At 60.7% G+C, this 25,501-nt stretch carries 25 protein-coding genes; 16 read left to right on the top strand and 9 right to left on the bottom strand.

From position 1 onward, the window contains the following. Positions 1 to 11: 11 nt before the first annotated feature. The 3 genes from EDE05_RS03650 to EDE05_RS03640 form a co-directional block, all read right to left on the bottom strand. Positions 12 to 1,343 carry a L,D-transpeptidase family protein gene (locus EDE05_RS03650; RefSeq protein ID WP_112802254.1) on the bottom strand — a complete coding sequence of 444 codons (1,332 nt, stop codon included), beginning with the start codon at positions 1,341 to 1,343 and terminating at the stop codon, positions 12 to 14. 343 nt (positions 1,344 to 1,686) lie between these two features. Beyond that, positions 1,687 to 2,202: a MarR family winged helix-turn-helix transcriptional regulator gene (locus tag EDE05_RS03645; RefSeq protein ID WP_105372074.1), complete on the bottom strand. Its 516-nt coding sequence runs from the start codon at positions 2,200 to 2,202 to the stop codon at positions 1,687 to 1,689. A gap of 240 nt (positions 2,203 to 2,442) precedes the next feature. Continuing rightward, complete coding sequence (locus EDE05_RS03640; protein WP_105372025.1) at positions 2,443 to 2,874, bottom strand: DUF6163 family protein; 432 nt, start codon at positions 2,872 to 2,874, stop codon at positions 2,443 to 2,445. Between the two features lie 119 nt (positions 2,875 to 2,993). Between EDE05_RS03640 and EDE05_RS03635 the strand changes: the two genes are divergently transcribed. The 6 genes from EDE05_RS03635 to EDE05_RS03610 all read left to right on the top strand — a co-directional run bounded on the left by EDE05_RS03635 (position 2,994) and on the right by EDE05_RS03610 (position 6,578). Then, positions 2,994 to 3,374 (top strand): cupin domain-containing protein, encoded by a 381-nt coding sequence (locus tag EDE05_RS03635; RefSeq protein WP_132409851.1) that lies wholly within the window; start codon positions 2,994 to 2,996, stop codon positions 3,372 to 3,374. Between the two features lie 87 nt (positions 3,375 to 3,461). Beyond that, entirely contained in the window at positions 3,462 to 4,472 is a 1,011-nt protein-coding gene (gene hemB / locus EDE05_RS03630) for a porphobilinogen synthase (RefSeq protein WP_134100155.1), read from the top strand. A gap of 60 nt (positions 4,473 to 4,532) precedes the next feature. Continuing rightward, positions 4,533 to 4,991: an RDD family protein gene (locus EDE05_RS03625; RefSeq protein WP_105372028.1), complete on the top strand. Its 459-nt coding sequence runs from the start codon at positions 4,533 to 4,535 to the stop codon at positions 4,989 to 4,991. Positions 4,992 to 5,118: 127 nt separating this feature from the next. Continuing rightward, positions 5,119 to 5,880 carry an arginyltransferase gene (locus tag EDE05_RS03620; protein WP_134100152.1) on the top strand — a complete coding sequence of 254 codons (762 nt, stop codon included), beginning with the start codon at positions 5,119 to 5,121 and terminating at the stop codon, positions 5,878 to 5,880. Between the two features lie 90 nt (positions 5,881 to 5,970). Further along, complete coding sequence (locus EDE05_RS03615; protein ID WP_105372030.1) at positions 5,971 to 6,192, top strand: AbrB/MazE/SpoVT family DNA-binding domain-containing protein; 222 nt, start codon at positions 5,971 to 5,973, stop codon at positions 6,190 to 6,192. Then, complete coding sequence (locus EDE05_RS03610; protein ID WP_134100149.1) at positions 6,189 to 6,578, top strand: type II toxin-antitoxin system death-on-curing family toxin; 390 nt, start codon at positions 6,189 to 6,191, stop codon at positions 6,576 to 6,578. The genes EDE05_RS03615 and EDE05_RS03610 overlap by 4 nt, the downstream gene beginning before the upstream one ends. On the opposite strand, the gene parC is transcribed toward EDE05_RS03610, so the two are convergent. Beyond that, a complete protein-coding gene (gene parC / locus EDE05_RS03605; protein ID WP_134100146.1) occupies positions 6,579 to 8,831 on the bottom strand; it encodes a DNA topoisomerase IV subunit A in 2,253 nt (750 codons plus the stop codon). It abuts the gene before it with no gap. A 231-nt stretch (positions 8,832 to 9,062) separates the two neighbouring features. Here parC and EDE05_RS03600 point away from each other — a divergent pair, with 231 nt between their 5' ends. Beyond that, positions 9,063 to 10,256 (top strand): hypothetical protein, encoded by a 1,194-nt coding sequence (locus EDE05_RS03600; RefSeq protein WP_134100143.1) that lies wholly within the window; start codon positions 9,063 to 9,065, stop codon positions 10,254 to 10,256. A gap of 72 nt (positions 10,257 to 10,328) precedes the next feature. Here the strand turns inward: EDE05_RS03600 and EDE05_RS03595 are convergent, their stop codons facing one another. Then, positions 10,329 to 10,649: a DUF1236 domain-containing protein gene (locus tag EDE05_RS03595; protein ID WP_112801882.1), complete on the bottom strand. Its 321-nt coding sequence runs from the start codon at positions 10,647 to 10,649 to the stop codon at positions 10,329 to 10,331. A 187-nt stretch (positions 10,650 to 10,836) separates the two neighbouring features. Here EDE05_RS03595 and EDE05_RS03590 point away from each other — a divergent pair, with 187 nt between their 5' ends. Genes EDE05_RS03590 through EDE05_RS03580 form a run of 3 tightly spaced genes read left to right on the top strand, consistent with a single transcriptional unit; the run spans position 10,837 to position 14,445 of the window. Then, positions 10,837 to 12,249, top strand: a complete 1,413-nt coding sequence (locus tag EDE05_RS03590; protein ID WP_134100140.1) for a cytochrome P450 — start codon at positions 10,837 to 10,839, stop codon at positions 12,247 to 12,249. 9 nt (positions 12,250 to 12,258) lie between these two features. Continuing rightward, positions 12,259 to 13,263 (top strand): hypothetical protein, encoded by a 1,005-nt coding sequence (locus EDE05_RS03585; protein ID WP_134100137.1) that lies wholly within the window; start codon positions 12,259 to 12,261, stop codon positions 13,261 to 13,263. A gap of 36 nt (positions 13,264 to 13,299) precedes the next feature. Then, positions 13,300 to 14,445, top strand: a complete 1,146-nt coding sequence (locus EDE05_RS03580) for a serine hydrolase domain-containing protein (RefSeq protein WP_134100134.1) — start codon at positions 13,300 to 13,302, stop codon at positions 14,443 to 14,445. Positions 14,446 to 14,553: 108 nt separating this feature from the next. On the opposite strand, the gene aspS is transcribed toward EDE05_RS03580, so the two are convergent. Together aspS and EDE05_RS27115 are read right to left on the bottom strand one after the other, a co-directional pair. Continuing rightward, positions 14,554 to 16,344 (bottom strand): aspartate--tRNA ligase, encoded by a 1,791-nt coding sequence (aspS, locus tag EDE05_RS03575; RefSeq protein WP_134100131.1) that lies wholly within the window; start codon positions 16,342 to 16,344, stop codon positions 14,554 to 14,556. A gap of 159 nt (positions 16,345 to 16,503) precedes the next feature. After that, entirely contained in the window at positions 16,504 to 16,782 is a 279-nt protein-coding gene (locus tag EDE05_RS27115) for an isoprenylcysteine carboxylmethyltransferase family protein (RefSeq protein WP_245519859.1), read from the bottom strand. 403 nt (positions 16,783 to 17,185) lie between these two features. Between EDE05_RS27115 and EDE05_RS03565 the strand changes: the two genes are divergently transcribed. From EDE05_RS03565 to EDE05_RS03555, 3 genes are all read left to right on the top strand, one after another. Continuing rightward, positions 17,186 to 18,424 (top strand): MFS transporter, encoded by a 1,239-nt coding sequence (locus EDE05_RS03565; protein ID WP_134100129.1) that lies wholly within the window; start codon positions 17,186 to 17,188, stop codon positions 18,422 to 18,424. A 77-nt stretch (positions 18,425 to 18,501) separates the two neighbouring features. Then, the gene (gene rnd / locus EDE05_RS03560) at positions 18,502 to 19,647 is read left to right on the top strand and encodes a ribonuclease D (protein ID WP_105372076.1); all 1,146 of its coding nucleotides are present in this window, start codon (positions 18,502 to 18,504) and stop codon (positions 19,645 to 19,647) included. Between the two features lie 4 nt (positions 19,648 to 19,651). Next, positions 19,652 to 20,656 carry a DUF2891 domain-containing protein gene (locus tag EDE05_RS03555; RefSeq protein ID WP_134100125.1) on the top strand — a complete coding sequence of 335 codons (1,005 nt, stop codon included), beginning with the start codon at positions 19,652 to 19,654 and terminating at the stop codon, positions 20,654 to 20,656. Between the two features lie 8 nt (positions 20,657 to 20,664). On the opposite strand, the gene EDE05_RS03550 is transcribed toward EDE05_RS03555, so the two are convergent. After that, entirely contained in the window at positions 20,665 to 21,072 is a 408-nt protein-coding gene (locus EDE05_RS03550; protein WP_134100122.1) for a DUF2000 family protein, read from the bottom strand. Positions 21,073 to 21,178: 106 nt separating this feature from the next. Here EDE05_RS03550 and EDE05_RS03545 point away from each other — a divergent pair, with 106 nt between their 5' ends. From EDE05_RS03545 to EDE05_RS03535, 3 genes are all read left to right on the top strand, one after another. After that, positions 21,179 to 21,967 carry an AraC family transcriptional regulator gene (locus EDE05_RS03545; protein WP_166675436.1) on the top strand — a complete coding sequence of 263 codons (789 nt, stop codon included), beginning with the start codon at positions 21,179 to 21,181 and terminating at the stop codon, positions 21,965 to 21,967. Positions 21,968 to 22,089: 122 nt separating this feature from the next. After that, positions 22,090 to 23,448, top strand: a complete 1,359-nt coding sequence (locus EDE05_RS03540; RefSeq protein WP_112801864.1) for an esterase-like activity of phytase family protein — start codon at positions 22,090 to 22,092, stop codon at positions 23,446 to 23,448. Positions 23,449 to 23,599: 151 nt separating this feature from the next. Beyond that, entirely contained in the window at positions 23,600 to 23,950 is a 351-nt protein-coding gene (locus EDE05_RS03535; RefSeq protein WP_134100116.1) for an AraC family ligand binding domain-containing protein, read from the top strand. Between the two features lie 25 nt (positions 23,951 to 23,975). Here the strand turns inward: EDE05_RS03535 and ppx are convergent, their stop codons facing one another. Next, positions 23,976 to 25,496: an exopolyphosphatase gene (gene ppx / locus EDE05_RS03530; RefSeq protein ID WP_105372046.1), complete on the bottom strand. Its 1,521-nt coding sequence runs from the start codon at positions 25,494 to 25,496 to the stop codon at positions 23,976 to 23,978. Positions 25,497 to 25,501 lie beyond the last annotated feature (5 nt).

The raw sequence follows: 25,501 nt of genomic DNA, 5'->3' as shown, positions 1-25,501 counted from the left end.
TCCTCGCGCGCTTATTGCGGCAACATGTCGTCCTCGATGGAGCCCGCGGGTTTTTCGATACCGGTCGTGGTCTGAAGCGCCAGTTCCTGATTGCCGTCGCGCTCGTAGATGTCGTCGCGGAACTGGACGACACGGTCCCTCGCCGACCACGCCGTGATGTAAACGATATAGACCGGCACTTCCTGGGTAAGCTTGATCGGGGTGTTCTGGCGGGTCGAGATCACGCGTTCGATCTCCTGACGCGACCAGCCGGTCGTATCGCGCAGCAGCCAGGTGATGAGATCCCGAACGTTCTGCACCCGCACGCAGCCGGATGATTCGAAACGCATCAGCTTGTTGAACAGGCCCTGCTGGGGCGTGTCGTGCATGTATTCGTTGTTCGGATTGTGGAAGTTGATCTTCGTCGAGGCCATGGCATTGATCTTGCCGGGGTCCTGCCGGAACATCAGGTTCGGCGCCTTGGGCGCGAACCAGTCGACCGTCTCCGGGGCAACTTCGTTGCCCTTGCCGTCGATCAGGCGAATGTTGTTGCGCGCCAGATAGGTCGGGTCCTTGCGCATCAGCGGCACGATGTCTTTTTCGACGATCGAGCGCGGCGCGGTCCAATACGGATTGAGGATGACCTCGTAGATCTTTGAGTTGATGGCGTGTGTCGGTCGGTCGATGCGGCCGACGACTGCGCTGTTGCGCAGCGCCACGCGGTCGTTTTCCACGGCCTCGATATAGGCGGCGGGAATATTGACCATCACATAGCGGGGACCGAGATCACCCGACATGGACTGCAGCCGAACCAAGTTGGTTTCCAGCTGGCGCAGACGCACATCGGCCGGGATATTCATGGCCTTTACCGTGAATTCGCCGAGCACGCCATCGGCAGGAAGGCCGTGACGCGCCTGGAAGCGTTTTACCGCTCCATCGACATAGGAATCGAAGGAAGACGACATCCCCGCCTCGCGCGGCAGATCGCCGGAAATCGCAAGGCGCTGGCGCAGCACCTGCACGCTCGGATCCACCACGCCGAGCCTCAACCGCTGGCCGGCGGGATTGACTTCCGGCCAGCCGCCGCCCGAGACGATCTGCTGGTAGTCCATGATCGCTTGCTGGATATTGGCCGGCCCGCTTGGCCCCAGAACCGGATTGTTGGAGACGACGTTGACGGCGGTGCGCGACGCAGCCTTCGCATCGAACTGGTCGTCCCAGGTGCCGCGGCGCGGCGCATTGATCAGATCGTCGACTGCCGACTGGGCGAAAGCCGGTGCGGCGAGCGCGGCAGCACCAGCGGAAACGGCCGAACGCAGCAACGCGCGGCGGGAAAGAGCTTCAGATCCAATCTTCTTCGACATCATCCTACCCATCTGGTCCCGAGCATCATCACGACGCCTACAGGGATATGGTTAACAAACGCGCAAAAATAAAGCGCTGCCGGCAAAGGCCTCATCGTCATCGCGGTGTCGTGAAGAGAGAAATGTCCGCCGGCCCATTCCATTCAGCCGGTCCCATAGCAATATGGCGAATTGGTGTCAGGTATCCCTGCGTCACAAAGCCGTGTTGGTCCGTGAATTTCCTCTTTTCAAGATGAAAACGCGAGAGCCGGATACGCAGGGACGCATCCGGTTCCGATCGCTGATGGAGGTCTTCTGGGCGGCCGCCGCCTCGTGGATAAGGCGGCAGACGGGGTTTTGCCGATTACAGGCGATAGAGGATCTGGTCGTTCCAGAAGCGGTCGAGACGCTGCAGGAGCTTGTTCATCTGGCCGAACTCGCCTTCGCCGATGCCGCCGACCTTTTCGATGGAGCCGATATGGCGCTCGTAGAGCTTGGCGACGGTTTCTGCGATCTCCTGGCCGTCCGGCGTCAGGCTGATGCGGACCGAGCGGCGGTCGATGCGCGAACGCTGGTGGTTGATGAAGCCGAGATCGACCAGCTTCTTCACATTGTAGGAGACGTTCGAGCCGAGGTAGTAACCGCGGGAGCGCAGTTCGCCGGCGGTCAGTTCGGAATTGCCGATGTTGAACAGCAGGAGAGCCTGCACCGCGTTGACATCGTCTCGGCCCTGGCGGTCGAACTCGTCCTTGATCACATCAAGAAGACGGCGGTGGAGACGTTCCACCAGGTGCAGCGACTCCATATACAGGGAGCGGATGGTTTCTTCATGCGTATCTGCTACTGCCGGTGCCGCCTGCGGCTTCAGTTTCGTGTTCATCATGACTGCCTCACTCTGTTTTGTTTGGCGGTGTTTGTTTTCTTCCCGCCTTGAGACAGACACTATCCAATACGCATAAAATTCGACTTAAAACATAGACCTAACAAAAGCTTAACGCCATCGTTCGAATTCCCGCCGCCCTTTGCAGCACTTTGGCGCCGCCTCCATCGCCTGTTATTTTTCAATGGTTTAGCGTGATTTTTTCCGTCAAAACCGGCCGCCAAAGCTTTAATTTCAGGGTTACTCAATCCTTACCCGCTCGGCTTTGCGGCGCGCTTCGATCCATAAAGAGAGGCGGAAAACGACATAAAGCGCAGCAATCAGCCCATGCATCAGGGGCACGAGCCGGTTGTGTCCGAAGATGTCCGGCCAGACCATATACATCAGGACTTGCGAACCAGCGGCGAGCGCCCAGAGCACCGGTCCCCAGGAGACCGTCAGCCAGAGACCGAGCGAGGCGACCGGGAAAAGCACGGCAAGCGAAGAGGCTGCCACCTTCCAGGGAAGAGTCAGCAGATCGAAGCGGGCCGCGCCATGCAGCGAATAGCCGACGAGCATGGCCCAGTATTGCAGCCCGAACCAGAAGCAGGCGACCGCAATCATCCGCAGGAAGACCACATAAAGGATTTCAGTGAGCGTACGCTTCGGCGCCATCGGTGAATCAGGTTCCATACGCTCCACCTTATCGGGGTGTCACCTCCCCTGCCAGTATCTGTGTCGCGGACTGCACGAACGTTCAAGAGCACATTCGAACCGGCTGTTAGATATCGCTACCCACTGAAGGAGCCGACATGAGCAACAACAACCTTTCCCGGACGTCGATCAACCTGGCCGAAAAGCTCGGACGAATTAAAGACTTCTGGCAGCCCCGCGTCGTTGCCGAAATGAACGATTACCAATTCAAGCTGGTGCGCATCTCAGGCGACTTCATCTGGCACGACCACCCGGAGACCGACGAAACGTTCATCGTTCTGGAAGGCGTTCTGCGCATCGACTTCCGCGACGGCTCCGTCACGATCGGTGCGGGAGAGATGTTCGTCGTTCCCAAGGGCGTGGAGCACAAGCCGTTTGCGGAAAACGAGGTGCAGATGATGCTGATCGAACCACGCGGCACCCTGAATACCGGCCATGAGGGCGGCGACCGGACTGCTCAGAACGATCTCTGGATCTGATCACGGCGCTGCGGCGATCCCGCCCATTCATAAACACGGAACCTCGTGTTATGGAGCGGCCCAACCGCACAATTACGGAGATCAGCCATGGACAAGACGCATCTCGTCGACGAGATCACCGGCCACCGCCGCATGCGGCGCAACCGCAAGGCCGACTGGACGCGCAGGCTGGTTCAGGAAAACCGGCTGACGGTCGACGATCTGATCTGGCCGATCTTCATCGTCCCCGGCAGCGGCATTGTCGATCCGATCGCCGCCATGCCGGGCGTCAGCCGCATGAGCATCGACAAGGCGGTCGAAGCGGTGAAAGAGGCCGCCGATCTCGGCATTCCCGCGATTGCCACCTTCCCGGATATCGAGATGGAGTTGCGCGACGAAACCGGCTCCAACAGCCTCGTCGCCAACAACCTGATCAACCAGACGACTGCGGCCATCAAAGAAGCCGTTCCGAATATCGGCGTCATCACGGACGTTGCGCTGGACCCCTTCACCAGCCATGGCCACGACGGCATCCTGCGCGACGGCGTCATCGTCAACGACGAGACGGTCGACCAGATCGTCAGGGCGGCGGTTATGCAGGCGGATGCCGGTGCCGACATCATTGCGCCGTCGGAAATGATGGACGGCCGCATTGGCGCAATCCGCCGCGGGCTCGATGCCGCCGGCCACCAGAATGTCGGCATCATGTCCTATGCGACAAAATTCTCCTCCGGTTTCTACGGACCCTATCGCGAGGCGATCAACACGAGCGGTCTCCTGAAGGGCGACAAGAACAGCTACTACATCTCGCCTGCCAACGGCACCGAGGCGGTTCGCGACGCAGCCCTTGACGTGGAGGAAGGCGCCGACATGCTGATGGTGAAGCCGGGCATCGCCTATCTCGACATCTGCTGGCGCATCAAGGAAGCCTTCGGGCTTCCCGTCTTCGCCTACCAGGTTTCCGGCGAATACACGCAGATCAAGGCAGCCGCGATGAACGGTTGGATCGACGGCGACCGTATCATGATGGAGACGCTGCTATGCTTCAAACGCGCCGGCTGCGACGGCATCCTCACCTATTTCGCCATGGACGTCGCAAAGAAACTGGCGAAGGGGTGAGCCTTGTGGCGGCCGATCGGGCCCCCCATATTCATCCTGACCAACAGGAGCCCGACACCGATGAGCCTCGACCCAAATCCGACCTATGCCGCACCGGATGACTGGCGCGCCTATAGCGGCGTGCTCTCCCGCCGGGTCTTCGCCTTCATCATCGATTACCTCATCGTGCTGCTGCTCTGCATCCCGGCCGCGGTTGTCGTTTTCTTCCTCGGCATCATCACGCTCGGCCTCGGCTTCATGCTCTACCCGGCCCTCTTCGTGATCGTGGCGCTGCTCTATTTCGGCCTGACGCTCGGCGGGCCCAGCCAGGCCTCGCCCGGCATGCGTGCGATGGGCCTTGCCATGACGCGCCTCGACGGACGACGGATCGACTTCCTGACGGCGGTTGCTCACACCGTAATCTTCTGGATCATCAATTCGGTGCTGACGCCGCTGATTCTCCTGGCGGGCCTCTTCATCGAACGCTCACGCCTCGTTCACGACCTGCTGCTCGGCACCGTCGTCATCCGAACGGCTTAAACATCGGTCAATGGCGAAAAGTTTATCAACCAGGTTATGCTGCCGGAGGCGGCATATGGTTGACGTTTTACTTTTATGCGCCATGCTATGACATTTACGTCAATAAAGACGGGACAACCGCGACTCGATGAACACCCAGGCGACGCCCTCACCGCAGTTTTATCTGACGGCTCCGGCAGTTTGTCCGTATCTACCGGGTGAAATGGAGCGCAAGGTCTTCACGCACCTGGTAGGCCCGCGGGCGGCGGAGATGAACGATCTTCTGACGCAAGGCGGCTTCCGACGATCGCAGAACATCGCCTACCGTCCCGCCTGCGAATCCTGCCGCGCCTGCATTTCCGTCCGCATCCTCGCCAATGATTTCGAGCCGAACCGCTCGATGCGGCGGGTGCTTGCCACGAATAACGACCTCGTCTCGACCATCTATCCGGCTCAGCCCTCCACGGAACAATTTTCGCTCTTCCGCCGCTATCTGGACGACCGGCATCAGCGGGGCGGCATGTCCGACATGTCCGCGCTCGACTATGCGATCATGGTCGAAGACACGCATGTGAACACGCGCATCATCGAATACCGCAAACGCGAGCCTGGCTCCGGCATCAGCGAGCAGCCGAAGGGCGAGTTGATGGCGGTGGCGCTCACCGACATGATGAGCGACGGGCTTTCGATGGTCTATTCGTTCTTCAATCCCGAGCACGAAAAACGCTCGCTCGGAACCTTCATGATCCTCGACCACATCGAGCGCACGCGGTCGCTCGGGCTGCCCCATGTCTATCTCGGATACTGGGTCAAAGGCTCCGCGAAAATGGGCTACAAGACCCGCTTTCAGCCGCAGGAGCATCTCACCCCAAGGGGCTGGGAGATTTTCGATTCCTCGACCGAAACCTGAATTAGGTCCGTTGGGAGACCAGCGAACATTGATTTGTCCGCGAGCTTCCGGCATGTTATAACGCCGTTCCAACAAGCAGGAATTCGAGCCATGAACGTGACTATCCGCAGAATAGGAAATTCCGAAGGTATCATCATTCCCAAGGAGGTTCTGGATCGTATGGGACTGAAGACCGGAGACAGCCTGGAAGTTCGGGAAAACGGCGCCAACATCGAACTCGTTCCAGAGCATGCTGATCTATCTGAGCAATTGAAGGCCGCTAGGCTTGGCATGCAGAAATATCGCGTCGCCTTGAAAGAACTTGCCAAGTGAAAGCCGTCAAATGGCTTTTACGGCAGGCCATTGAAACAATCCATCAGGAACAACTGGCGGAGCATGGCGGCCTGCCCGGACTCAAGGACGAGAACGCCCTGGAAGCGGCACTTGCCCGGCCCCTTCACAAACACGCTTATGGAGAAGACGACCTCTTTCTCCTAGGGGCGTCGTATCTTTACGGTTTCGCCCGCAACCATCCGTTCTCCGACGGCAACAAGAGAACCGCCTATCTGGCCGCCTTTACCTTCTTGCTCATCAACGGTTACCTCATCGAAGCAGGTCAGGCCGATGTTATCGAGTTCGTCCTCGCCGTGGCAGCCGGCGAGATCGACGAGGAAGGTGCGACTCGTTTTCTGCGCGATCACACCGTTCCCTATCCCTGATTACCCCGCAAATTTGCCGCTTCTCGGAAAGCCCTTGGGCACGGCGCGGCCGGCGGTGGCGCGATCGCCCATCCATTCCAGGAGCTCTTCCTTGTTGCGGGTAAACGAGCGGCCGGCGCTGTCTTCCCAGGAAAGACCTTCCGCCATTGCAAAACACTTGATGTCGGAAATGCCGCCGTCCTTGTAGCGCTGCAGTCGCACGCCCTTGCCGCGGGTCATCTCCGGCAGCTGGGCAAGCGGGAAGACCAGCATCTTGCGGTTTTCGCCGACGACAGCGACGTGGTCTCCGGAAACCGGCACGGCCAGCTTCGCCTCGTCCGGCATAGCAACGTTCATGATCTGCTTGCCCTTGCGGGTATTGGCGATCATCTCGCTTTCCGCCACCACGAAGCCGTTGCCGGCGGTCGAAGCCAGGATCAGCTTGCGCGATGGATCATGCACGAAGGCGGTCAGGATGTCCTGGTCATTCTCCATGTCGACCATGATGCGGACCGGTTCGCCATGGCCGCGTCCGCCGGGCAGCTTGTCGGCACCGAGCGTATAGGCCTTTCCGCCTGTCGTGACGAGCAGAAGCTTATCAGTCGTCTGCGCCGGGAAGGCGAGCTTCGGCCCGTCTCCTTCCTTGAAGGTCAGACTCGACGTATCCGACATATGCCCCTTCAATGCGCGGATCCAACCCTTCTGGGAGATGACGACGGTGACCGGCTCTTTCTCGATCATCGCCTGCTGGATCGCGTCGACATCGGCTTCCGGCGCCTCAGCGAACTGGGTGCGGCGACGGCCGAGCTCGGTCGCCTTGGCATATTTCTTCTTCACCTCCTGGATTTCCCAGGCCACGGTCTGCCACTGCTTGTCGTCTGAGGCGAGCAGCGCCTCGATGTCTGCTTTCTCCTTGGAGAGGTTGTCGTGTTCGGTCCGGATCTCGAACTCTTCGAGCTTGCGCAAGGCGCGCAGGCGCATGTTGAGGATCGCCTCGACCTGCACGTCGGTGAGCGACCAGCGGGCCATCATCACCGGCTTCGGATCGTCCTCCTCGCGGATGATACGGATCACTTCATCAATATTGAGATAGGCGACCAGCAGGCCGCCGAGAATTTCCAGGCGCCGATCGATTGCCGCCAGCCGGAAGCGGGAACGGCGGACCAGCACATCCTTGCGATGGGCTAGCCATTCGGTCAGCACTTCGTTGAGCGCCATGACCTTCGGCACGCGCCCCATGGAAAGCACGTTCATGTTGAGCGGGAAACGATTCTCAAGCTCGGTCAGCCTGAAGAGCGATTCCATAAGCAGCGTCGCGTCGACCGTCCGGCTCTTCGGCACCAGCACGATCCGGACGTCTTCCGCCGATTCATCGCGAACGTCCTCGAGCAGCGGCAGCTTGCGGGCGATCAGCAGCTCGGCGATCTTTTCGATTAGCCGCGACTTCTGCACCTGGAACGGAATTTCGGTAACGATGATCTGGTATCCGCCGCGGCCGAGATCCTCCGTCTCCCATTTGGCGCGCACGCGGAAACCACCGCGACCGGTCTTGTATGCCTCGATGATCGACTCACGGCTGTCGATGATGATGCCGCCCGTCGGCAGATCCGGGCCGGGTACAAACTCGACGAGCTTTTCGACCGTTGCGTCGGGATGCTTGATCAGATGCAAAGCTGCATCGCAGAGCTCATGGGCGTTGTGCGGCGGGATCGAAGTTGCCATTCCGACGGCAATGCCGGACGTGCCGTTCGCCAGAAGATTGGGAAAAGCACCCGGCAGGACGACAGGTTCGTCATCTTCCTCGTTATAGGTCGGCCGGAAATCGACAGCGTCCTGCTCGATACCCTCGAGCAGCAAGGCCGCCACATCGGTCATTCGGGCTTCGGTATACCGGTAGGCGGCGGCGTTATCGCCATCGATATTGCCGAAATTGCCCTGTCCGTCGACCAGCGGGTAACGCTGGGAAAAATCCTGCGCAAGGCGCACGAGCGCGTCATAGACCGACTGGTCGCCGTGCGGATGGAATTTACCGATGACGTCGCCGACGATACGCGCGCATTTCTTGAAAGCGGAGTTCGGGCGGATGCCCATCTCGCTCATGGCGTGGATGATGCGCCGGTGCACCGGCTTCAACCCGTCGCGCACGTCCGGCAGAGCGCGATGCATGATGGTGGAAAGCGCATAGGCGAGATAACGCTCTTCGAGCGCTGCCTTGAGGTCCACCGGAAGAATGTGGTCGCCGCCGTCACCGGGCGGATTTACTATTTGTCCCATTCCCCTTGACTAGCGGAAAGCCTGATTCACGGCAAGAATCACCGGCAAAGCGCCTGTGGAGAACAGCCGTCGGAAGCAGCTTTATCTTTTGTTTACCCTCCCGGGGAAGCCGCAATTTTGCCCAGAGGAATGTGGAACAAAGCAATGGACCTTTTAATGCCGTCGCCTATAACTGCCGCCCTCAACTTCGACATCCGCAAATTGCGGGCGCCCTGCCCCAGGAGGAATATTATGAAATACTACAACAAAGCCCGGCTTCTTCTCGCTGGTGCAGCCTTCGTGTCTTTCTCCGGGCAGGCCCTCGCCCTGGATGGCAACGATGTTGTGGCCAAGATCAACAACGCCCTCTCTGTCCAAGGCGGTACGGGCCTTTCCGCCGAAAAGGTCGTGACAACCGGTTCAGACGTCACGCTGACCAATGCCAAATTCACGGTGGCCGCCGCCAAGGAAAGCGGTTTTCCGCTCGGCACCATCGTCCTAAAGGGGGTGGAGGAAGACAACGGCAGCTATCTCGTGGAGACGGTGACTTTCGACGATGTCGACATCGCGCAGGACGGTCTCGGCTTCAAGGCGTCTGGCCTGTCGATCAGCGGCCTTTCAGTTCCGGCGGATCCGACCGGTAATACGATCGACGCCGTGCTGCTCTACAATGAGGCTCATGTCGGAGCGACGACGGCGACGTTCGATGGAAAGCAAGCCTTTTCGGTCGGTGAAATGGTCATGACTTCAGAGGTTGCGGACGACGACTCCGCGGTCAATTTTGACCTTAAGGTCAAGGACATCAAGGGTGACCTGAGCCTGGTCGAGGACGCCAAGGGGAAGGACGCGCTCCAGCAGCTCGGCATAAAGGCGCTCGATGGCAGCATCAGCATGGTGGGCAGCTGGGAACTTGAACCGGGCACTCTTGAACTCGAGGAGTATGCGTTCGACTTCGCCAATATCGGCCGCCTGAATCTTGCCATGAGCTTCTCCGGCTATACGCTGGATTTCATCAAATCCTTGAACGAAACGACAAAGGCCATGGAAGCGAACGCCAACAAGGAAGAAGCCCAGCAGGCGGCCGGCCTTGCCATGCTCGGTCTCATGCAGCGGCTGACTTTCAACAGCATGGAAGTCCGTTTCGAAGACGCGGGTATTACCAAGCGCGCGCTCGACTATGCGGGCAAGCAACAGGGCACGACGGGCGAGCAGATGGCGCAGATGCTCAAGGGCATGACGCCGCTCATGCTCGCGCAATACAACGTCCCGGAACTGCAGAACATGCTGAGCGCTGCCGTCAATACCTATCTCGACAAGCCCGGCAGCTTCACCGTCACCGCCGAGCCGGCGGAGGGCGTGCCTTTCCCGATGATCATGGGCGCCGCCATGGGTGCGCCGAACACCTTGCCGCAAGTGCTTGGCGTCAAGGTCACGGCGAACGACTGATATTCGCAAACAGCAAAAAACCCGGCGACCGCTCGCCGGGTTTTCCGTTAAAGGATGTCTCTGATCTGAAACTCATTCCAGAACCTGGATCACGGTCCGGGTCTGCGGGTTCACGATAACGCGGCGGTCGTTGACGACCGTGTAGGCATAGTCGGAATGACCTTCGACGGTGTGAACCTCGACGGTTTCCGGCAAGGGTGTGCCGACGGCAATCGTGCCTTCATAAGCCACCGAAGGAACGCTCTGCTCCATGACATAGGTGCGGACTTCGCCCGGCAGGACGACCGTGGAGTTGGTTGTCACCGGATCCTGGGTGATAACGGTCGTCTGGGCGTAGGCAGCACCGGAAAGGCCAATCAAAGCCGCGGATGCAGCCAGCAAAATCTTGCGCATGTTCTTTTCTCCCTGTTCTCTTGCTGCCCTAACAACACAAGCACCGTGAGATGGTTCCGCAATCTTCCCATCACGTCAGATGAATACCCGTCTGATGCCTTGACCCGGAATGAGGTGCAGGCGAAAACCGCTACGGCGGCGCTGCGGGATATCCGTGACCGTCGATTTGACGAAAGGCCCCTAACTGATGCTGTCGTGGCTTGCTGCGGAAACCCGAACGATCGAGACGCTCAACACGCCCCAAAAGCGGCTGGAGCCGGCGCGAGCCTCCTATTACAACGGCCAGCCCGGCAATCAATTGCAGCGGCTTCTGACTGCCCGGCGTGATTTCCTGTCGATCTGGCGGCAGAACGACTATTCCGAACGCAACTCCGAGATCAAGCTTCTCGGGCGCCAGGTCATGGTGGTGAACTCTCCGGAAGCGATCAAATACGTGGTCGCGACACGTCATGACAATTTCGAGCGCAAATCGCCACAGATGCGCCGCGCGCTGGAATATCTCCTAGGTGACGGCCTGTTCATCTCGGATGGCGAGACCTGGAAGCAGCGACGCCCGCTCGTCTCGGACATCGTCCACAAACATCGCGTTCCTGCCTTCGGCGCGATCATGACCGATACTTCGCTCGAACTTGTCGAGCGCTGGAACGCCCTTGGCGACGGCGCCACGGTCAACGTCCTCTACGAAATGGCCGGACTGACCGCCGAAATCATTTCCCGCAGCGTGTTCGGGAACGATCTGGGCCAGGAAAGCGCCGACATGGTGACCGAAGGCTTCACCAGCTACCAGGCACTGATCGATTCCATCAATATCGGCTATTTCCTCGGTTTCGATGAAGGCCTGCCGCAGCTTCGCACACCGTCGCTCCGCCGCTCGGTCAAGCGCATCCACCGCATCATCGACCGCGTGATCGAGGATCATCTGGCCGGCAAGGGCGACGACAATTCCATGGTGGAATTGCTGATCCGCCGGCAGAAGCGCAATCCGGAACTCAACCTCGATGTCGTCGCACTGCGCAACGAAGCGGCGACCATCTTCATGGCCGGTCACGAGACGACGGCTGCGACCCTGACCTGGGCATGGTATCTCCTGTCCAAGGCTCCCTGGGTGGAAGAGGCGGTGCATGCGGAGATCGACCAGGTCTGCGGCGGCAATGTGCCAACGGTCGAGGACGTGCCGAAGCTGAAATGGTGCACGGCGGTCATCGAAGAAACGCTGCGGCTCTATCCGCCGGTCCCGATCCTCGCGCGGCAGGCCAAACAGGCCGATCGCGTCGGCGATATCGACGTGAAGCCGGCTGCACTGGTCATGATCGTGCCGTGGCTTTTGCACCGGACACCCTCGCTTTTTGAAGATCCTCACCTCTTCAAGCCGGAGCGCTTTATCGAAAGACGCCCGGTGCCTTATAGCTACATTCCATTTGCGAGCGGCCCGCGCATATGCCCGGGCCTCCAGTTCGGCCTGACGGAGGCGATCCTCTGCCTCGCGGTCCTGGCGCAGAGGTTCCGCCTGCGGGTGCCGGAAGACCACCAGGTGGAGCCGGTCTGCCGCCTGACGCTGCGGCCGCGCGGGGGGCTGCCCGTAACCCTGCATCGGCGGTAGGGCGAACTGATGCTGGACAGGAATAATCCCGAGCCATCACTGAGAAAACGCAAGGCGTGGCGGTTTGCGGTGGAGCAAGCTCCACCCATCTCCGATCTTTTCTCAACCGCAGACCAGCGAAGGAAATTCCGCCGCTACTGGATCGACGACAACCTCGGCAATGCGGTTGATCTGTTCGTGCATTTCGGGCTCAAGCTGCTGACGATGGATGCATGCTCCAATTTCGGCCGCTGGCTTGGGCCCTTCGCAATCCCGAGGTTCCACCAGGTCGCCGTCAGACGAGGCCGCGCGACCCTTGCGCGCCTGCTACCCGGCAAAAGCGAAGTCGAACGGGAAACCATCCTGCGCCTAAACCAGGAAGCCCAGGGCAGGATCATAACGGAGTTTTCGGTGATCAACCGGCTTCTTCGTCATCCGGACCGGATCAAGCTTCACGATTTCCACCGCCTGGTCGATTCTGTCCGTGCCGGCCCGACGATCATCGTCGGGATGCATCTGGGCAATTGGGAGATCGGGCCAACGATTCTCCACAACGAGGGGATCCGCCCCTATGCCAACTACATCCCCCCGAAAGGCCGGGCAAAGGCGTGGATTTCGGAGCGCGTGAGGCGCAAGGGCGGTCTGAACTTCCTGCCGCCCGGCGTTCAGGGCATAAGGCCGGCGGTCAAGGTGCTGAAGGAAGGCGGCGTCATCTCGATGTTCTGCGACGAGGGCGTTTCCGGAAAGATCCGCGGGCCATTCTTCGGCCGCAAGCCGCATCTGGAAGGCAATCTGGCCGTTGCAATCCGCCTGGCAAGGTTGTCCGGCGCCAGGATCTGCCCCTGGTTCAATATCAGGACCGAAGGGTTCCGCTTCGAGGCGCATTTCCTGCCGCCCATCACATTGCCCGCGGAAGAGAAACCCGGCTCACGCCTGCTGGACGACGTGATGCTGCTCAACGACGCGATCGAACCCGTCATCCGCGCGCATCTCGATCAGTGGTATTTCCTCGACAACGCCTTAACTGATGCATGAGCCTTAATTCCTGTCGTCAGCAAAAGGGTTTCCGTCATGAATCTTTCCTTTTCCGAGACACGCTACCCCGCCATTGATGAAGCGATCGATACAGCGCTGACTTCGAAACGGCTGGTTGGGACCGTCGTTCTCATCGCAAAGGACGGCGAGACCGTCTATCGCCGGGCCGCAGGTTTTGCCGACCGCGAGGCCAGTATTCCGGTCAAGGAGAATACGATCTTCCGGCTTGCCTCCATCACCAAGCCGATCGTGACGATCGCGGCCATGCGGCTGGTGGAACAGGGCAGGATCGGTCTCGACGACCGGGTGACGAAGTGGCTGCCGGATTTTCGCCCGCGCCTCGAAGACGGCCGCGAGCCGGTCATCCTGATCCGTCATCTGCTGACCCACACATCCGGCCTCAGCTATTGTTTCACAGCGGAGAACGGCCCTTATGTTCGCGCCGGAGTATCCGACGGCGTCGATCAGCCGGGCCTGTCGCTTGCCGAAAACCTGCGCCGCATCGCGAGCGCGCCCCTGCTCTTCGAACCCGGCACCGGCTGGCAATATTCCGTCTCGATGGACGTCCTCGGTGGCGTCATCGAGAAGGAAACCGGCAAACGGCTGGGCGACGTGGTCGCGGAACTCGTCATGCGGCCGCTTGGCCTCTCCGATACGGCATTCACCGTCGTCGATAGAAATCGGCTGGCTGCCGCCTATGTCGACGGAGCGCCTGAGCCGAAGCGCATGGGCGATACGGAAAAGCTATGGGCGCTGGACGGGTTCGTGACCTTTGCGCCCGACCGCATCTTCAACCTCGACTCCTACCATTCCGGTGGCGGCGGCATGGCTGGCACCGCCGCCGACGTGCTCACCATATTGGAGACGATCCGCAAGGGCGGTGCGCCGCTGCTTTGCGAAGCGACGGTCCGCCAGATGACGACCAATCAGGTCAGCGCCCTGCTCGAACCGACGCGGCCGGGTTTCGGTTTCGGCTTCGGATGGGCGGTCATCCTTGACCCCCAAGCCGCAGGCCTGCCGGTCTCACCCGGCAGCCTGCAATGGGGCGGCGTCTACGGCCACCACTGGTTCATCGATCCCGTCAGGAATGTCACCGCCGTCGGGCTCACCAATACGACACTCGAAGGCATGTGGGGCCAGTTCACGCTCGACCTGAAAAAAGCCGTCAGCGCGTCTTTCTAGCGGATCTCGGAGCGCTATGAATCAAAATGCCCGGCTCATTGAACCGTCCAACTTTATGGGGTCAGTTCACATCACCGGGCTTTTCTCTATTCTAACGCCTCGTGGTGCTCAGTCCTTCTTCGCCTGGGGCATGACGCGAAGCGAAAGTTCCATGAGCTGCTTCGGGGTCGCCGGCGACGGCGCGTTCATCAACAGGTCCTGAGCCTGCTGGTTCATCGGGAACAGCGTGATTTCGCGCAGGTTTTTGGCGCCGAGCAGCAGCATGACGATACGGTCGATCCCGAAAGCGCAGCCGCCATGCGGAGGGGCGCCGTACTGGAAGGCCCGGTACATGCCGCCGAAACGCTCCTCGACATCCGCCTGGCTGAGGCCTACCAGCTCGAAAGCCTTGACCATGGCTTCCGGCGACTGGTTACGGATCGAGCCCGAGGCGATCTCAAAGCCGTTGCAGACTGCGTCGTACTGATAGGCCTTGAGCGATAGCGGATCCTTGGTCTGCAGCGCCTCGAGGCCGCCCTGCGGCATCGAGAACGGATTATGCGCGAAGTCGATCTTCTTGTCCTCGTCGCTCCATTCGTAGAACGGGAAGTCGATGATCCAGCACAGCTCGAACCGGTCGCGATCGATCAGATTCAGATCCTCGCCAGCCTTCGTGCGCGCTTCACCTGCGAACTTGTAGAACTTCGCCGGTTCGCCGGCGACGAAGAAGCAGGCATCGCCCGCATCAAGGCCAAGCTGGGTGCGGATCGCGTCGGTGCGTTCTTCCCCGATGTTCTTGGCAAGCGGTCCGGAACCACCAACCTTGCCGTCCTCTTCCTTCCAGAAGATATAGCCGAGGCCCGGCTGGCCGAGCGACTGCGCCCAGGCATTCATGCGGTCGCAGAAGGCGCGAGAGCCGCCGGTCTTGGCCGGAATCGCCCAGACTTCGACCTTCGGATTGGAAGCGATCATGCCGGCGAAGACCTTGAAGCCGGAGCCGGCGAAATGTTCGGTGACGGCCTGCATCTCGATCGGATTGCGCAGGTCCGGCTTGTCGGAACCGTATTTGCGGATCGCGACGTCATAGGGAATGCGCGGCCATTCCTTGGTGACCGGCTTTCCTTCGGCGAACTGCTCGAACACCGAGGTCATGATCGGCGCCATTGTATCCCAGACGTCCTCCTGGGTGACGAAGCTCATTTCCAGGTCGAGCTGGTAGAACTCGCCCGGCAGGCGGTCGGCGCGCGGGTCTTCGTCGCGGAAGCAGGGCGCGATCTGGAAGTACCGGTCGAAACCGGCGACCATCAGCAGCTGCTTGTACTGCTGCGGCGCCTGCGGCAGCGCGAAGAAGGTGCCGGGATGGATGCGACTCGGGACCAAGAAGTCGCGTGCGCCTTCCGGCGAAGACGCGGTCAGGATCGGGGTCGTGTATTCGCCGAAACCTGCGGAAGCCATCCGGTTGCGGATATCCGAAATGATCTGGGTACGCTTGACGATGTTCTTGTGCAGCGTGTCGCGGCGCAGGTCGAGGAAGCGGTATTTCAGACGCACGTCCTCGGGATAATCCGGCTCGCCGAAGACCGGCAGCGGCAGTTCCTTGGAGGCGGCAAGGACCTCGATCTCCTGCGCATAAAGCTCGATCTCGCCGGTCGCCATGCCCTTGTTGACGGTGTCGTCCGAGCGCGCCTTGACGAGGCCGTCGATGCGGATAACCCATTCACCGCGCACGGTCTCGGCGACCTTGAAGGCCGGGCTGTCCGGATCGGCAACCACCTGGGTCATGCCGTAGTGGTCGCGAAGGTCGATGAACAGCACGCCACCATGATCTCGCACGCGATGCACCCAGCCGGACAGGCGGACGGTGGAACCGACATCGGACTTCCGAAGGGCGGCACAGGTGTGGCTGCGGTAACGGTGCATTTCAAATATCCTGGACTGGTACGGTTTGCGGCAATCGGCGTGCGAAGCACGGCTAGCCGGCTTTAAGGAAAATCGGCGGGAAAAGCGCATGGTGGGCCTGCTTTGTCAAGGCAGAACCGATTTTCTAGGCGAAAACGAGAGCGGCAGACGGCAGCCCGTTCAGCGCTTCGCGACCACCCGGAACAGATCCCTCATTGCCCTTTCCTCCTGCACGATCCGGACGACCAGGATGACGAGATAGACCGGCTGCCCTATTGCAAGGGTAAAATAGGCGTGGAAGATCAAGGCGTAGCCGACAAGTTCCGGCAGTATGTTCAGGAAATAATTAGGATGGCGGACCGTGCGAAACAGCGCATGCCTGCTCACCGGATGGTTCGGCGCAATCATGATCTTCACCGTCCAAACCTCCCCCAGGAGCCGGACGATCCAGACAAGCATCAGCATTGCCTCACGAAGATGACCAGACCGGACCTGGAAACGGCGTCGAACTCGGCGCCCCTCACCCATCCTTCTGCGAACGCCGCGAAATAAAAGGCCGTATGGGCGAGAGCGAGCAATTTGGTGTTCGACGGCTCCCTCTGTCCGCAGTTTCCTTTCATGCCGTTTGGACACCAGGACGCTGGCGATTCGGACTGCGGCGGCAGCCAGGAAGATAACGACAAGAAGGGACTCATGGGCCGACCTCCGCTCCTGTCTCGCATTACTGCAGCGGTTGTCGCCAAGCCAAGAGGGATCGACACCAAGATGCAGGATTTCCAAAGACAAACGTGAGGTCATTCGGCTATGACTCGTTCCGATCGCGTTACGGCGCGGTCAAGCAGCGCCTTCCGCGAAAGCCTCCATGAGCCACATCCGTCCGCTGATCCCCCTTCTCGTCACCGCAGGCATCCTGATCGGTGGCAATGGGCTGCAAGGCACGTACATCGCGTTACGCGGCTCCGCCGAGGGCTTTTCCCCCTCCATCATCGGCATGATCGGCGCGGGCTACAGCGTCGGTTTTGCGGTCGGCTGCATCTATGTGACCCGCCTCTTGCGCGCCATCGGCCATATCCGGACCTTCGCCGCCATGGCGGCTATCGCCGCATCCGCGTCGCTCAGCGTCTCGATGATCATCGACCCGGCGTTCTGGTTCGTGATGCGCTTCGTGATCGGCATTGCCGTCGCGAGTCTCTTCGCCACGGTGGAAAGCTGGATCAACGCCAAGGTCACGAACGCCAACCGGGCTCGAACCCTCTCGGTCTACCGTCTCGTCGACCTGAGTTCGGTAACGATCGCCCAATACATCATTCCCGCGGCCGGCATAGACGGCTCGGTGGTCTTCAACATCATCGCAATTGCGCTGACGCTCTCGCTGGTGCCGATTTCGCTTGCGGATAAATCAGGGCCAGCGCCGCCTGAGGCTGTCGCCTTCGACCTGAAGGCGGTCTGGCGCATTTCCCCTCTCGCCGTCGTCGGCGTCGTCTCGGTCGGCCTGTCGATGGCGGCTTTCCGCAACATCGGTCCGATCTATGCGGAAGCGATCGGCATGAGCATCACCTCGATCGCCACGTTCATGAGCGCCGGCATCATCGGCGGCGTCGTGCTGCAATATCCGCTCGGCATCTATTCCGACAAGCTCGACCGCCGGCGCGTCATTCTCTGGACGACGATCGGTTCCATCGTCACCGGCGCCTATCTCTCCTTCGGCGCCGGTGCGAGCGAGACGGCCAATATCATTGCCGTATTCCTGTTCGGCGCCTTCTCCATGCCGCTCTATTCGCTCTGTTCCGCTCATGGCAACGACTATGCCAAGCCTGGCGAACATGCGCTGGTTTCGGCAGGCCTGCTTTTCTATTGGTCGGCCGGAGCCACCGTCGGCCCTCTTCTGGCCTCCATTCTTCTCGATTATTACGGGCCGCAGGCTTTCTTCGCCTATACCTCCTTCATCTTCCTCGGCTTCATGATCTTCACGCTGAGGCGGATGCGGGCGCGGCCCTCCGTGCCGCCGTCGCAGCGGACCTGGCGCTTCCGCGCGCTCTTGAGGACGTCGGCCTATTTCAACAAACTGGCCGGGCCGCCAGATAAAGATGAGCGAGAGTAACGCTCAAGCCTTCTGCTGTATTGACATATGCGGCGGGAAGGAGAAGGAAAGCTGAGCACCCTCATGTGAATGAAACGATGATCCAAACGACCGCCGCACTCGAAGAAGCCTGTATCAAGCTGGCCCAATCGGACTTCATCACCATCGATACCGAGTTCCTCAGGGAGACGACCTTCTGGCCGGAACTCTGCCTAATCCAGATGGCAAGCCCCACGCTCGAAGTGCTGGTCGATCCGCTCGCCAAGGGGCTTGACCTCAAGCCGTTCTTCGAGCTGATGGCGAACCCGGCGGTTACGAAGGTCTTCCACGCCGCAAGGCAGGATATCGAGATCGTCTACCATCTCGGAAACCTGGTGCCGCATCCGATCTTCGACACCCAGGTCGCGGCCATGGTCTGCGGCTTCGGCGACTCGGTCTCCTATGATCAGCTCGTCAGCCGCATCAAGAGCGTGCATATCGACAAGTCCTCGCGCTTCACCGACTGGAGCCGTCGGCCGCTGTCGGAAAAGCAGCTCGAATACGCTCTCGCGGATGTCACCCATCTGCGCGACGTCTATCTGTTCCTGAAGGAAGAGCTGGAACGAGAAGGGCGGGCTTTGTGGCTGTCGGAAGAGATGGCGATCCTGGAGTCGCCCGCGACCTATGACCTGCATCCCGACGATGCATGGTTGCGCCTGAAGTCCCGTCTGAGAAAGCCTGCGGAGCTTGCAGTCCTCAAATTCGTCGCGGCCTGGCGGGAGCGCGAGGCGCGCAGCCGGAATGTGCCGCGCTCGCGCGTCTTGAAGGATGATGCGATCTACGAGATCGCCCAGCAGCAGCCAAAGGACACGGAAGCCATGTCACGCCTCAGGACGATTCCCAAGGGTTGGGAGCGTTCGGCCTCGGGCGCTGCAATCATTGAAGCGGTGAATGCCGCGCTCGCCCTGCCGAAGACCGAGATGCCGCATGCGCCGAGGCATGTGCATGTACCGGAAGGCACGGCTGCGGCAGTGGAACTCCTCAAGGTTCTGCTGAAGCTGATCTCGGACCGCGAAGGCGTGGCTGCCAAGATCATCGCCAATACCGACGATCTCGAGAAGATCGCATCCGAGGGCGAAAAGGCGGAGGTGGCGGCGCTCCACGGCTGGCGGCGCGAACTCTTCGGCGAAACCGCCCTGAAACTGATCGATGGCGGCGTAGGGCTGCGTTTTGTCAACAAGAAGGTCGAGGCCGTCGAGTTCTAGCGCCATGCATCAGTCCCTCACCGCAGAAACCGCCCAGCAATTTGCGACGATTGCGCTCGGGCATGTGCGGCGGGAGTATCCGAACAAGCCTGCCAATGCCTTTGCCGGCCCGGAAGACGCCAGGACGCCCAGCCAGCTGCATCCGATCTTCTACGGTAGCCTCGACTGGCATTCCTGTGTCCACGGCTACTGGATGTTGGCCTATATCCTGCGCAAGTTTCCCGAAATTCCGGCCTCCGAAAGCATTCGCTCCTTGTTTGACGAGATGCTGGTGCCGGAAAATGTTGCCGGTGAATGCGCCTATATGGCGGCGCCGCTCGCCCGCGGATTCGAACGGCCTTATGGCTGGGGCTGGCTTCTCAAGCTTTCGGCCGAATTGTATCTGCTCGAGGAGCGTGTCTGGTTCGATAACCTGAAACCGCTCTCCGACGTGTTCGTCGGACGCTTTGCCGAGTTCCTGCCGATCGCCACCTATCCGGTCCGGGTCGGCACGCATTTCAACACCGCCTTCGCCCTCAGGCTCGCAGCCGACTATGCCGACGCGGTCGGCGACGCCGCCATCGGAGATCTACTCCAGAAGACCGCGATGCGGTGGTACGGCGGAGACGTAGCCTGCCCGGCCTGGGGCGAGCCTTCCGGCGATGATTTCCTCTCATCCGCACTGATCGAGGCAGAATGCATGCGTCGGCTGATGCCGGAATATGCCTTTATCCGGTGGTTCGACGGCTTCCTGCCAGCGATCAAAGGCGAGCAGCCCGCAACGCTCTTTTCGCCGGCCTCCGTTTCGGATCGCTCGGACGGTAAGATCGCCCACCTGGACGGATTGAATCTTTCCCGCGCCTGGTGCTGGCGTTCGCTTGCGAAAGCGCTGCCGGGAGCCGATCCCCGGCGGTCCGTCATGGAAAGAACCGCCGCGGAACATCTCGCCCATGCTCTCCCTCATGTCGCCGGCGACTATATGGGCGAACATTGGCTGGCGAGCTTTGCCGTGCTGGCGCTGGAGGCCTAGTCCGTTGCTCAACGGTGCATCTTCGCGCCCTTGGTGATCTTGTCGACGATCTTTTTCTCCGCTCTCAGCGCCAGACCCACCAGCTTCGCGTCGTCAGGCGCGAACTTTGCAAAAACCTCGCGGTTGGCAGCATCGTGGCCGGTCGCAAACATTTCCTCGATATAGGCCGAACTCGTCACCTCGCGCTCCAGTGTGCGGCGGTGGACGGCCCGAAGCGTCTCCCGGTCCGCCGCCAGAATGACGATCGGCTGGATGCTCATCGGATTGTAGACATGGCCTGCCGCATCCCGATATGCTTCGCCGATGACCGCTGGATGCTGGGCGATGATGCCGCTCGTCAGGAATGCTGTCACGTTGAGCTCCTGCCAGGGAGCGAGGTCATCGCGAAGCACGATCGCGATCTTGGTATCGAACATGAAGAATAACTCCGTCGAAGGTTATGCGAGAGGCAACGAGATAACGGCGGCGCCTGCCGGCGGTCTTGAACGTTCGTGCGGAGCGCTGGAGAAGCCCGACGGCATCGTGCAGGCTCCTTCCTCCCTCGGCATCGAACGGATAGAAGCGCGCTTCCATGGGAACGGTTTTTCTCCCCACCGGCACGATACCTATGCACTCGGTTTCACGGTTTCCGGGGTGCAGACCTTTCAGTATCGGGGCGCACTGCGCGCCAGCATGCCGGGCAATGTCATCGTGCTGCATCCGGACGAAGTGCATGACGGTGCCGCCGGCACGGAAGACGGCTTGCGCTACCGCATGCTCTATCTGCCGCCCGAGCGGCTGATCGAGGCGAACGGAGGCGCAAGCAGCCTGCCCTTCGTGCCCTCGCCTGTGGTCGAAGATCCGGATTTCCGCCAGTGTCTCGCCGAGGCGCTTGACGATCTCGAGGCCGAACCGCAGGAACTGCTGCTGGACGATATCGTCGTTCGTCTCGCCCAGAGCCTCTGGCGTCACGCCGATAGCCGCGGCGGAGCCTCCGGCGCGTCGACGGCCCGGAAGGCCATACTCCGCTGCCGAGACTATCTTCAGGAAAATTGCGACCGCGCCGTCTCTTCCGAGGAACTGGAGGCGGTCAGCGGCCTTGACCGCTATACCACCGCGCGGCAGTTCCGCCGCCTTCTCGGCACCAGCCCGCACCGCTACCTCGTCATGCGCAAGCTTGACCGCGCCAAACTCCGGCTGTCGGAAGGCGACAGTCTTGCGGATGCGGCGGCCGATGCCGGCTTTGCCGATCAGGCCCATTTCACCCGCCATTTCAAGAAGACGTTCGGCATGACGCCAGGCCGGTGGGTGGCGCTGCGGCAAAGCACATAACGAGCCTTTTAGCGTTTAAAAATCCCGTCACCAAAGCTTCATCGAAGCTTCAAAGTTCCATCACCTGCCCGTCATGCGCCCTCCTTAAGCGGTTGTCATCACGCCAACCCAAAGGGTGCTCCATGACCAGACTCCTTCTCGCTTCCGTCGCGCTCGCCACACTCTTCGGCGGTTCTGCCTCAGCCGAAGAAAAGGCCTATCCGGCCAAACTCGTCGGACAGGCGGTCCTGCCGGCCAACACGGTCGTGGCGGCACCTGCCGATGCCCCGGCCTTCCTGAAGACCTCCGGCAAGTTCACCACGCCCGACCGCAAGCGCACCGAAGCCCTCGGCACGCTGCCGGGCAAGGACGGCGCCCGTATCACCGACGTCAAACTGCCGCTCGACGGCCAGCCGATCCAGGGCTTTTCCGGCATCAAGACCATGGCCGACGGCACGTTCTGGACGCTCTCCGACAACGGCTTCGGCTCGAAAGCCAATTCCTCCGACGCCATGCTCTTCCTGCACCAGATGAAGTTCGACTGGACCGGCAACAAGACTGAAGTGCTCAAGAACGTCTTCCTCTCTGACCCGAACAAGATCGCGCCGTTCCCGATCGCCATGGAAGCGTCCGAGACGCGTTATCTCACCGGCGCCGATTTCGATATCGAATCGATCCAGCCGGTGGCCGACGGTTTCTGGCTCGGTGATGAATTCGGCCCCTATCTGATCAAGGTCGACCTGCAGGGTCGCCTCACCGATGTCGTGCCGACGCTGCTCGACGGCAAGCCGGTTTCCTCGCCGGACAACCCCACCCTCACGACGCCAGCCAATCCCGCTGCCAAGATGGGCGCCTTCAACCTGAAGCGCTCCGGCGGCTACGAGGGGATGGCCATGTCGAAAGACGGCTCCAAGCTCTATGGCCTTCTGGAAGGCGCAATCTACAAGGAAGACGGGCAGGTAGAACAGGTGGACGGGCAGACGGCGCTGCGGGTCATCGAGTTCGATGTCGCCTCCAAAAAGTGGACGGGCCGTTCCTGGCTCTATCCGCTTTCCAAGGGCGGTGAGGCGATCGGCGATTTCAATATGATCGACGAGACGACCGCACTTGTCATCGAGCGCGACAACGGGGCCGGCGCCGCCGACCGCGCCTGCGCCGATCCGACCAAGCCGGAAGCCACCTGCTTCAACGCGCCGGCGAAGCACAAGCGCGTCTACAAGATCGAGATGAGCGATGCCAATGTCGGCCAGGCGGTCCGCAAGATCGGCTATATCGACCTGATGAAGATCCAGGATCCCGAGGAAAAAAAGAAGGCAGGCAATATCGAAGGTATCTACGACATGCCTTTCGTGACGATCGAGAACGTCGACATCGTCGACGCCACACATCTCGTCATCGGCAACGATAACAACCTGCCCTTCTCTGCCGGCCGCGCCGTCGACAAGGCCGACAACAACGAATTCAGCCTCATCGAAGCCGGTGAATTCCTGGCCGCGAAATAAACGCCATTTCAACACAGCAGAAGGCGCTCGGTGAAGCCGGGCGCTCTTTTTTTCGGGGGCTCGGACATCCGAACATCCTTCTCAAAAGTTTGTACCCGTCTTGGCGCAACGGTGCTCCGCGCTACCTGTGCACACAACATGGAGAGAGACGATGAAAATCCGTAAGCTCACGATCGACGACGCGCCGTTGGAACGCTCCCCCGGACAGCAGGCAGACGTGTTTGTCGGCAATCTGGTCGACGAACGGCACGGGGGGCCGATCACCATCGGTTATGGACGCTATGCGCCTAATCAGAGCCTCACAGAGACGATGGCAGTGGATGATGTCATGATCATTCTGGAAGGACGCCTTTCGGTCTCGACTGACGCCGGTACGGTCACGGCGGGACCCGGCGAGATTGTTTACATGCCCAAAGGCGAAGCGGTGACCATCCGGTCGCACGAAGAAGGCGCGGTGACGGCCTATGTCACCTATCCGCATTGGCGGCCGGCACATGCGTAAGCCATGACGGCGCGCCTGCCCTAGCCTACTCGAACACAAATGCCAGCCGCTTGCCCGTCAGCCTTGCCAGTTGCTGCAGCCGTCCATCCAACCGCTCGCCGGCAAAATTGCTGTAGGCGTGCGGCACGACGAATTCGAGGTCGAGGTTCGGGTTGGACGACGGCCGGAAGGTCAGGTTGTGGACCAGACCCGGCATGGACGCGGAAAACAGGTATACGACCCTGAGCAGGCCGCCGAGCAGTTTGGCAAGGTCGAGAAGGCGCGGCGTCGCGATCGTGGCGAGCGGGCCGGTTTCGCCGTCGTCGTGCAGGCCCTCGAAGCGATGGTAGTTGGCAAGCGCCAGATAGGCCCGGCCCGCATGGGTGATGCCCACAAAGGATGAATGGGCAATCAGGTTCAATGCCTGCAGGCCGCGATAGTCCGGATGAGCCCGCCAGCTGATATCGGCAAGCAGGCAGGCCGCCTGGCGATAGCGGCTTTCCTCTTCGGTCTCGGTAATTCCGAAAGCCGGCACCATCCGGCCGGTCCAGTCGGCAAGCTCGCGGGCGTGTTCGGGCGATCGGGCGCGCAGGATGGCGAGCTGATCGGCGGCAACCAGAAGCGGATCGCTCGCCTTCTCCTCGTCCGGCAACAAGGAATAGAGATAACCTTCGCGGACGCCCTGGGCCGAAAAGCTCACCCGCGCCGGTTTCATCACATTCAGCACTTCCTGCATGGCGATGGCGCCGAAGGGCAGAAGCGAGCGACGACTTTTCGATACCGCCTGCCAGGCCGGATCCTTGGAATCCTTGGCCGCAACTACCTCGTCGAGGAACCTCTGCATCTCTTCGAGCGGCAATTCGTAGCCCTGCATCATATGCAGAGGATATTTGCTGATCTCCATGTGGAGCTTGGCGATGTTTCGCCATGTGCCGCCGACGGCATAGAAGGTGCGGCCTGCGCCCTCTTTCAGGAAGCGGGCGGTATTGACCTGCTTGCGGGCAAACGCGCGGGCCTTGGAGAGCGAATTTCCGGAGGATTCGGACAACCGCAGCCCCCCGAGCGGCAGGGTAATGCCTCGGCCGAATTCCTGGCCCCTTATGTCGATCAGTTCCAACGAGCCGCCGCCGAGATCACCGGCGATCCCGTCGGGGTCGTGGAAGCCGCTGATGACCCCGAGCGCCGAGTAGCGCGCCTCTTCCTCGCCCGAGAGGACCTGAACCGGCTGACCGAGAATCTCTTCCGCCTCGCGGATGAAATCGGGGCCGTTCGAAGCTTCGCGCGCAGCGGCGGTGGCGAGCACATAGACCTGGCTTGCCTGCGCCTGTGCCGAAAGCGCCCGGAAACGTTTCAACGCCGCCAGCGCCCGCGCCACGCCTTCGTCGTCCATACGGCCGCTCGAGCCCAAGCCTTTGCCAAGCCCGCAAAGCACCTTCTCGTTGAAGAGGATGGTCGGCGCCCGCGACATGCCTTCATAGATGACGACACGGACCGAGTTCGAACCGATGTCGATGACGGAGACAGGGGCAATGCCCGGAAGGCGCCCCTGGGCTTCTGATCTTACCATATTGC

Source organism: Neorhizobium sp. R1-B (genome assembly GCF_004368875.1).
In the GTDB taxonomy this organism is placed as follows: Bacteria; Pseudomonadota; Alphaproteobacteria; order Rhizobiales; family Rhizobiaceae; genus Neorhizobium; species Neorhizobium huautlense.
This window is presented reverse-complemented; position numbering and strand designations above follow the sequence as displayed.